Here is an 8,310-nt window from a genome sequence, read left to right as displayed (position 1 = left end):
CCCGGGGGCGATTTCGATGGGCTCTTCCCGTGATGCCGTCGTGTCGAACCGGGGGTGCGAAGCGGACTGTGCGCAGGGCCGATGGAGAGAACGGTCCATGGTGGGAGCGGGGACGTACTGAATGGAGGCACTCAGCCGTGCACCCGGTTGTGGGGCGGTTCAGTCCTGAATTCATTGTGCTGCAAAGGGGCTTCCCAGCCCAGGGACCCTTGCGAGACCGATGGCAACCGATACCTTCCGGTACAACCTTCCCAGGCGCGACCATGACCACTCGGCGCACCGTTTCCGCCCCTTCCACCAGCAGCGAATCACCGGCCGCCGGGGTGGCGGGCGAGACCCATCCCCTGCGCCCCTCCCTCGACCAGGACACCGTGTCCGAATGGATCACCCGGGCGCTGGATGAGGGGGTGCGGCCGGAGCAGGCCCTCGCCTTCATCGGCCTGGGTCTGATGCGGCGCATGGGCGGTGTCGGCGCCGACGGCTTCGGGGACTGGAAGGAGTCCGGTGAAGCGGACCACCCGGTCGATCTGACCGGCCTGCGCCAGCGGCTCGAGATCACCGACCTGGCCATCCGCACCGGCGCCCCCCTGACCACCGCCGAGGTGGCCCAGTTGATGGGGGCCCGGCCGGGGGCAGCGGTGGTCGAGCGGGGAGGGCTCAGGGCCCGGCGCCTGGGGCGCAACGTCTGGAAGCTCAGCCGCAGCGCCGATGGCGATCGCGACGAGCGCGGGGCCAGTTTCGGTGAAGGGTTCCGCCGCCGCCTATGAGCGCTGGAATCCGCACACGATCCCGAAAAGATGTAACGCAGTCGGGCGCGGACCCCGTCGGCCCCGCTAACCCATGGAAGCCCGATACCTGGCGATCCCTTCCATGGGTGTGTCCGCTCCACCGATTCAGCCGTCACCCCCGGACATTCTCAAGGAGAGCGGCCAACGGGAAGTGTTCTGTGGCCTCACCTCCATCGTCTGGCTGCACCGCCGCATGCCCGACGCCTTCTTCCTGGTGGTGGGATCGCGCACCTGCGCCCACCTGATCCAGTCGGCGGCCGGCGTGATGATCTTCGCCGAACCCCGCTTCGGCACGGCGATCCTGGGCGAACGGGACCTGGCGGGTCTGGCCGATGCCAACGAGGAACTCGACCGGCTGGTGAAGGATCTGCTGGAACGCCGGCCCGAGATCCGCACCCTGTTCCTGGTGGGCTCCTGCCCCAGTGAGGTGATCAAGCTCGACCTGGCCAAGGCGGCCGAGCGCCTCAACACCCAGCTCATCGGACGGGTGCGGGTGCTGAATTACTCCGGCAGCGGCATCGAGACCACCTTCACCCAGGGGGAGGACAATGCCCTTCTGGCCATGCTGCCCCTGCTGCCCAGCTCCGATGAGGAGCAGCTGCTGATCGTGGGCACCCTGGCCGATGCGGTGGAGGATCGCTTCCGGCTGATCTTCGAGCGGCTGGGCATCACCACGGTCCGCAGCCTGCCGCCGCGGCGCTCCACCGATCTGCCCCCCGTCGGCAAGGGGACACGGGTGCTGCTCGCCCAGCCGTTCCTCAGCGCCACCGCCCGGGCCCTGCAGCACCGGGGTGCCACGCTGCTGAGCGCCCCCTATCCCTTCGGCGTGGAGGGCAGCCGCGACTGGATTGCCGCCGCCGCCACCGCCTTCGGCGTACCCGGCGACCGTTTCAACGCCGTGCTCGACCCCCTGGTGGAGCGGGGGCGCCGCGCCCTGGAGCCCCACCGGGAGGTGCTCGCCGGCAAGCGGCTGTTCCTGCTGCCCGATTCCCAGATGGAGATTCCCCTGGCCCGCTTCCTGAGCCGGGAATGCGGCATGGAGCTGGTGGAGGTGGGCACCCCTTACCTCGACCGCCAGCTGATGGCCGCCGACCTGGCCCTGCTCCCCCCCGACACCCAGCTGAGCGAGGGCCAGGACGTCGACCTGCAGCTGGAGCGGGTGCGGGCCTCCCGCCCGGACCTGGTGCTCTGCGGCCTGGGGCTGGCCAATCCCCTCGAGGCCGAAGGCATCGCCACCAAGTGGTCGATCGAACTGGTGTTCAGCCCGATCCACGGCTGCGACCAGGCCGGTGAACTGGCCGAACTGTTTGCCCGCCCCCTGCGGCGCCGGGCCCTGCTGCAGCTCTCCTGAGACCCCCATGGAACTGACCCTCTGGACCTACGAAGGCCCCCCCCACGTGGGTGCCATGCGCATCGCCACCTCCATGGAGGGGGTGCACTACGTGCTCCATGCCCCCCAGGGCGACACCTACGCCGACCTGCTGTTCACGATGATCGAGCGGCGGGGCCTGCGGCCCCCCGTCACCTACACCACCTTCCAGGCCAGGGATCTGGGCGGTGACACCGCCGAGCTGGTGCAGCGCTCGATCCGCCAGGCCGTCGAGCGCTTCCAGCCCGAAGCGTTGCTGGTGGGGGAAAGCTGCACCGCCGAGCTGATCCAGGACCAGCCCGGCGCCCTGGCCGCCGGAATGAACCTGGGGGTGCCGATGGTGAACCTGGAGCTGCCGGCCTATTCCAAGAAGGAGAACTGGGGCGCCGCCGAGACCTTCTACCAGCTGGTCCGCACCCTGCTCAAGAGCCAGCTGCCGGCCCCAGGCACCCCCAAGCCCTCCCCGTCCCGCTGGCGCGACGAGGGCCGCCGCCCCCGGGTCAATCTGCTGGGTCCCAGCCTGCTCGGCTTCCGCTGCCGCGACGACGTCCTGGAGATCACCCGGCTGCTGGCCGAGCACGGCATCGATGTGGCGGTGGTGGCGCCCCTGGGGGCCCGGCCCGCCGATCTGATGCGCATCCCCACGGCCGATGCCAATGTCTGCCTCTATCCGGAGGTGGCGGGTCCGGTGTGCAGCTGGCTGGAGCGCAGCTTCGGCACCCCGGTGGTGCGCACGGTGCCGATCGGCATCGGCGCCACCGCCGCCTTCCTGCGGGAGCTCCATGGCGTGCTCGACCTGGCGCTGCCGGCCGAGCTGCAGGAGCTGGAGGGTCAGCCGAGCGAGGCCGAGCGCCGTTCACGGCTGCCCTGGTACTCCAAGTCGGTGGATTCCACCTACCTCACCGGCAAGCGGGTGTTCATCTTCGCCGATGCCACCCACGCCATCGCCGCCGCCCGGATCGCCTCGAAGGAACTGGGCTTCCAGGTGGTGGGCCTGGGCAGCTACAGCCGTGAGCAGGCCCGGGAGGTGAGGGCCGCCGCCGCCGAGCTGGGCCTGGAGGCCCTGATCACCGACGACTACCTGGTGGTGGAGAAGGCCATGGGCGAGGCGGCGGCGGAGCTGGTGCTCGGCACCCAGATGGAACGCCACAGCGCCAAGCGGCTGGGGCTGCCCTGTGCCGTGATCAGCGCCCCCCTGCATGTCCAGGACGTGCCGGCCCGCTACTCCCCCCAGATGGGCTGGGAGGGGGCCAATGTGATCTTCGACTCCTGGGTGCACCCGCTGATGATGGGCCTGGAGGAGCACCTGATCGGCATGTTCCGCCACGACTTCGAGTTCGTCGACGGCCACCGCAGCCACCTGGGTGATGGCGCCCCGACGGCGGCGGGGGCGGGCGAGCCCGAGGCGGCCCCGGCCGCTGCGGTTCCTGCCGCAGCCCCTGCCCCGGCCCCCGGCACCACCACGGCCGCCGCCGCCGTAAGGGAGGCCCTCGAAAGCCTCTGGACCGCCGATGGAGAGGCCGAGCTCGCCAAGATTCCCTTCTTCGTGCGGGGCAAGGTGCGCAAGAACACCGAAGCCTTTGCCCTCGAGCGGGGCCTGGAGAGAATCGATGCCGAAGCCCTTTACGACGCCAAGGCCCACTTCAGCCGCTGAGGGCCTCTCTGGCGATGTTTCGGTTTGCGTGATCCCCCGACAGCCGGGATCCGAAATGAGCAGGCTGTTTCCTTACGAGTGATCCGCCGGTGCGCCGGCTTCCCCTTGTTCTTCCTATGACCACCACACTCACACCTCCTTCGAGCACCACCGCCAACCCCCGCGAAGATGGCGAGGGCAGCCTGCAGGTGCATCAGGACGACTCGATGAACATCGAGGAGGGGGCCCTGGTGATCGCCGTCTACGGCAAGGGCGGCATCGGCAAGTCCACCACCTCCTCGAATCTGTCCGCCGCCTTCTCCAAGCTGGGCAAGCGGGTGCTGCAGATCGGCTGTGACCCCAAGCACGATTCCACCTTCACCCTCACCAAGAAGATGGTGCCGACGGTGATCGACATCCTCGAGACCGTCGACTTCCACACCGAGGAGCTGAGGCCCGAGGACTTCGTCTTTGAGGGCTACAACGGCGTGATGTGTGTGGAATCGGGGGGGCCTCCGGCCGGCACCGGCTGCGGCGGCTACGTGACCGGCCAGACGGTCAAGCTGCTCAAGGAGCACCACCTGCTGGAAGACACTGACGTGGTGATCTTCGATGTGCTGGGTGACGTGGTCTGCGGCGGTTTCGCGGCTCCGCTCCAGCACGCCCACTACTGCCTGATCGTGACCGCCAACGACTTCGATTCGATCTTCGCCATGAATCGGATCATGCAGGCGATCAATGCCAAGGCCAAGAACTACAAGGTGCGCCTTGGTGGGGTGATCGCCAACCGCTCCGAGCAGACCGACGAGATCGACAAGTTCAACGAGCGCACGGGCCTGCGCACCATGGCCCACTTCAAGACCGTCGATGCGATCCGCAAGTCACGGCTCAAGAAGTGCACCATCTTCGAGATGGAGAGCACACCCGAAGTGGAGGCCGTGCAGCAGGAATACCTGAGCCTGGCCCGCAAGATGCTCACTGACGTGGAGCCCCTGGAGGCCGAATCGCTCAAGGATCGGGAGATCTTCGATCTGCTCGGTTTCGACTGATCCCCTCGGGGGTCAGATTTCTGCGGCGGCCCGCTCCACCAGCCGCCGCGCCACCGCCTGCACGCCCGTGTGCTGGTAGGTGTCGGTGAAGGCATCGAGGAAGGTGGCCATCTGCTGGAAGCCCCCCTGCCAGGGGCCCAGGGTGGTCTCCAGGGCCTGCACGGCCTTCTGGCCGGTGAGACCCAGCTGGCTGGTGAACCCGCCGGCCCAGCCCAGCCACTGGTCCACGCCCCGGCGCAGGAAGGTCAGGTGGGCCCCATCGCCCCGTCCCGGCAGCAACTTGGCCATCCCGGCGTAGGTGGGCAGCTGCTGCAGGTCCCGCTTGTCGACGCCCCCCAGCAGGCCATCCAGCCGCTGCAGGGCCTGGTCGCCCAGGGGCAGCAGGGCATCGAAGCAGATCAGGGCGGCCATCCTCACCCGGGCTTCGCCGGCGTACTCGCCCAGGGCGGCGGCGAAGTCGCCGAAGCTGTCACCGGGCAGGCCGTTCACCTGGGTGAAGGCCAGCATCTCGGCGGCCACCTTCAGGCTCAGATCCGCCGCCTGCAGGGTCTCGCTGGTGGGGGTGAGATCGGCGACACGCTTCACCAGCGGCAGGGCGCCACCGATGTTGGCCAGCAGCCGCAGCCCACCGGCGGCCTTCTGGGAGCGGTTGACGGCGACATACAAGCTCAGGGCACGGCCATAGCCTTCGTGGCGGGCCCGGCTTAAGGCGTCGGCCCGGGAGCGCACCTGGCGGATCAGCTCCGGATCGCTGCTGCCCAGCACGTCGGCGATCAGACCGTCGGCGCTGGTGATGTTGTTCCATCCGCCGGGCACCAGGGTGCTGAGGCCCTTGATGGCGAGCACCGTCAGGTTGCGGCGGGGCAGGCGATCAAGCCGCTCAAGAACGGAGCTCATGACGCGGGCTCCATGGCCGCAAGGCGCCCAAGGCTCTGGCGTCCGGCGGTGTCTGGGCCGCTGGGCAGGGCCGCCCGCTGCCCGCTGGCCGGCTGCAGAGCCGCCAGGCCCCGGAGGTTGAACCGGCCGATCAGTTCCTGACGCTGCTCGGCCTCCAGCCCATCGCCCTGGCCGATCACCTTGATCTGGAAGCGGTCGGCCACCAGCAGGGCGGTGGCCTGCGGACCCTGCTCCACCAGCGGCCAGCCCTGCAGCCGGCTCTGGCTTGTCTCGAACTTTTTACGTGCCTCCGGCGCAGTGGTGACATCGGAGATGGCGAGCAGGGCCTTCACCTGGCCGTCATGCTTCAGCCTGGCTTCGCTGAATCCACGCTTCTCCTGGGTGAACACCAGCTGGTCACCGTCGTCCGGCTCGGGGAACAGACGGTTGAAGGCCGTGCCGTTCACCACCTGGCCCAGCTGCACATCCGCCACCGTTCCGCCCGGCAGCCAGGAGCCGAACGGCAGGAGCAGGAAGGCACCGATGGCCAGGCTGACGACCAGCAGCAGTCCGACTCCCCAGCGCAGCGTGCGGGCCATCGACTCCAGGGGTGGTACTGGATGACATTTAGCGGCTCCCGCACGCCCTGCGTCTGAATCGGCAAATTCCGACGCAATGGCGCCGGCCCGCTGATCGCCTCAGGCGAGTCCCACGAGCTGCAGGGACAGGTCCCACATCCGCTGGGCGGTGACCGGGTTGCTCGCTTTCTCGGAGAGCTCCTGGCTGAACTGCTTGCCCCCCTTCGTCTGGCGGTTCCCCCAGCTCCAGTGAATGCCGGAGACGGCGAAGTCCGGGTCCGCCACCACCTGGGCCACCCGCTCGCCCGCCAGGGCCTGGCTCACATAGCCGCCGGTGATGTTCTTCTGGAACCAGGGGAAGATGGTCTGGAAGGCCCGCGGAGTGTGGCGGAACAGGGGAGTGTCGGCCACGCAGCCCGGGTAGAGGGAGGTGAACACGATGCCGGTGCTGCCATGCAGCCGGCGGTGCAGCTCCTGGGTGGTGATCATGTTGCAGAGCTTGCTGTCCTTGTAGGCCTTGCCGGGCTTGAAGCTCTTGCCGCTGGCCATGGCGATCGGGGCCTTGAAGCCGGCGGCGAAGCCGGACAGATCGCCCAGGTCGGCGGGGGCGGGGATGGGGATCTTGCCCCCCAGCTCCTTGGAGTTGGCGGTGACGGTGCCCAGGATCACGAGGCGCCGCGAGGGGTGGCTGGAGCGCTTGAGGTCGTCGAGGAGCAGGTGGATCAGCAGGAAATGGCCGAAGTGATTGGTGGCCATCGAGATTTCGTAGCCCTGGGGAGAGCGTTCCGGATGCTTCAGCCGCGGCAGGTAGACCGCCGCATTGCAGACCAGGGCATCGAGGGGGCGGCCGGTGGCATGGAAGGCATCAACGAGGGCGCGCACCCCGTCGAGATCGGCCAGATCCACCTTCAGGTGGGTCACCGCGGCATCGGCAATGGCGAGGGCGGCCTGGGCGCGGCGGGCCTTGTCGGTGTCCCTGCAGGCCATCACCACGTGCCAGCCGCGATCCACCAGGGCCTTGGCGGCGAACAGACCGACTCCGGAGGAGGCGCCGGTGATCAGGGCCGTCCCGGGAACGCCGCTGCGGTTGGGAGAAAGGGCGGGGTCACCGGAGGAGGTCACCATGGCGGGGATGGTCCGGGGGGCGAGGGGGGCCCCAACCTACGGACGGGCGCCCTGGTTTCCGGAACCGGAGGCGGGGGAGTCAACAGTTGGAAACGGACGGTTCGACTGCCAGATCACCCGCAGGCGGTTCGGGGCGATCCACTGGCTCTGCTCGCGGATCAGGCGCTGCTCACCTTCCACCATGAACAGGGCATCGAAACGTTCCCTGGCCTTGACCAGCTTGGCGTTCTCGATCTCCAGAACGGCCGAGATCTCCCCCTGGCTCTCCATGCGTTGCTGGTAGGCGCCGGCGAGCTGGAACAGGCTCACGCCCGTGAGTCCGATGAGCCCCAGCTTCACCACCAGCCCGATGAGGCTGCAGACCAGCTCCTGCCGCTCGGCGGACAGGGAGAGCAGCTGGCTTTCCATGCCATACCCCCCGGCTTCGGCCGGGGTATGGGACGACGGCACTGAGGGGACGGCGCTGGTGGCTGCAGCCCAGGGGAGCGGGGCGACCGGGCCGTCCGGGGCCGCACGCAGGGCCGAGGAACGGCGCGAGCGACCGGTGGAGCGGCTTGCAGCGGAAGACTGGCGCCGGGAGGGCTGGGGCTGGGTCTGGCGCACCTGAGGAAAGGCTGCGAGCCCTTCGCTTGTAGCAGCCGGTACGCCCCTTGCCAAGGGCACAGCCCCTGCAGCTTCAGGCTTTGTAGAGGCTGAAGCAGAGACGCACGGCCAGCACGCCGGCATGGGCCGCCACGACGAGGGCAATCAGCACTTCGGCCTGGTTGATCGGGGTGACCATATCCGTGACGTGGATGGAGTTTGACCGACCCATTCTTCGGCCATCGCGAGCTACGGTCCAGCCTGAGGCCCTGCCCTGTCACAGCTCTTGATGGCGCCCCCACCCTGCTCC

General features: G+C 68.7%; 9 protein-coding genes. 4 read left to right on the top strand and 5 right to left on the bottom strand.

Going from position 1 to position 8,310, the window contains the following annotated elements:
* The first annotated feature begins 263 nt into the window (after positions 1 to 263).
* The 4 genes from KBZ04_RS11465 (at position 264) to bchL (ending at position 4,839) form a co-directional block, all read left to right on the top strand.
* Entirely contained in the window at positions 264 to 767 is a 504-nt protein-coding gene (locus tag KBZ04_RS11465; protein ID WP_254992054.1) for a hypothetical protein, read from the top strand.
* 103 nt (positions 768 to 870) lie between these two features.
* Positions 871 to 2,139 carry a ferredoxin:protochlorophyllide reductase (ATP-dependent) subunit N gene (locus KBZ04_RS11460; RefSeq protein WP_254992053.1) on the top strand — a complete coding sequence of 423 codons (1,269 nt, stop codon included), beginning with the start codon at positions 871 to 873 and terminating at the stop codon, positions 2,137 to 2,139.
* A gap of 7 nt (positions 2,140 to 2,146) precedes the next feature.
* Positions 2,147 to 3,811 (top strand): ferredoxin:protochlorophyllide reductase (ATP-dependent) subunit B, encoded by a 1,665-nt coding sequence (locus KBZ04_RS11455; protein WP_254992052.1) that lies wholly within the window; start codon positions 2,147 to 2,149, stop codon positions 3,809 to 3,811.
* Between the two features lie 116 nt (positions 3,812 to 3,927).
* On the top strand, positions 3,928 to 4,839 hold the full coding sequence (gene bchL / locus KBZ04_RS11450; protein ID WP_254992051.1) for a ferredoxin:protochlorophyllide reductase (ATP-dependent) iron-sulfur ATP-binding protein: 912 nt from the start codon (positions 3,928 to 3,930) through the stop codon (positions 4,837 to 4,839).
* A gap of 12 nt (positions 4,840 to 4,851) precedes the next feature.
* Here the strand turns inward: bchL and KBZ04_RS11445 are convergent, their stop codons facing one another.
* The 5 genes from KBZ04_RS11445 to psaM form a co-directional block, all read right to left on the bottom strand.
* Positions 4,852 to 5,736, bottom strand: coding sequence for a hypothetical protein (locus KBZ04_RS11445; protein WP_254992050.1), 885 nt, complete (start codon positions 5,734 to 5,736; stop codon positions 4,852 to 4,854).
* Entirely contained in the window at positions 5,733 to 6,314 is a 582-nt protein-coding gene (locus KBZ04_RS11440; RefSeq protein WP_254992049.1) for a hypothetical protein, read from the bottom strand. Before KBZ04_RS11440 ends, KBZ04_RS11445 begins: the two co-directional genes overlap by 4 nt.
* Positions 6,315 to 6,413: 99 nt before the next feature.
* Positions 6,414 to 7,418, bottom strand: coding sequence for a protochlorophyllide reductase (locus tag KBZ04_RS11435; protein WP_254992048.1), 1,005 nt, complete (start codon positions 7,416 to 7,418; stop codon positions 6,414 to 6,416).
* A gap of 36 nt (positions 7,419 to 7,454) precedes the next feature.
* The gene (locus tag KBZ04_RS11430; protein ID WP_254992047.1) at positions 7,455 to 7,868 is read right to left on the bottom strand and encodes a hypothetical protein; all 414 of its coding nucleotides are present in this window, start codon (positions 7,866 to 7,868) and stop codon (positions 7,455 to 7,457) included.
* A gap of 226 nt (positions 7,869 to 8,094) precedes the next feature.
* On the bottom strand, positions 8,095 to 8,199 hold the full coding sequence (gene psaM / locus KBZ04_RS11425; protein WP_035828799.1) for a photosystem I reaction center subunit XII: 105 nt from the start codon (positions 8,197 to 8,199) through the stop codon (positions 8,095 to 8,097).
* Positions 8,200 to 8,310: the final 111 nt, after the last annotated feature.

Source organism: Cyanobium sp. N5-Cardenillas, from assembly GCF_024345515.1.
Taxonomy (GTDB): Bacteria; Cyanobacteriota; Cyanobacteriia; order PCC-6307; family Cyanobiaceae; genus Cyanobium.
Note: the sequence above shows the minus strand (reverse complement) of the source record. Positions and strands in the feature narration are given on the sequence as shown.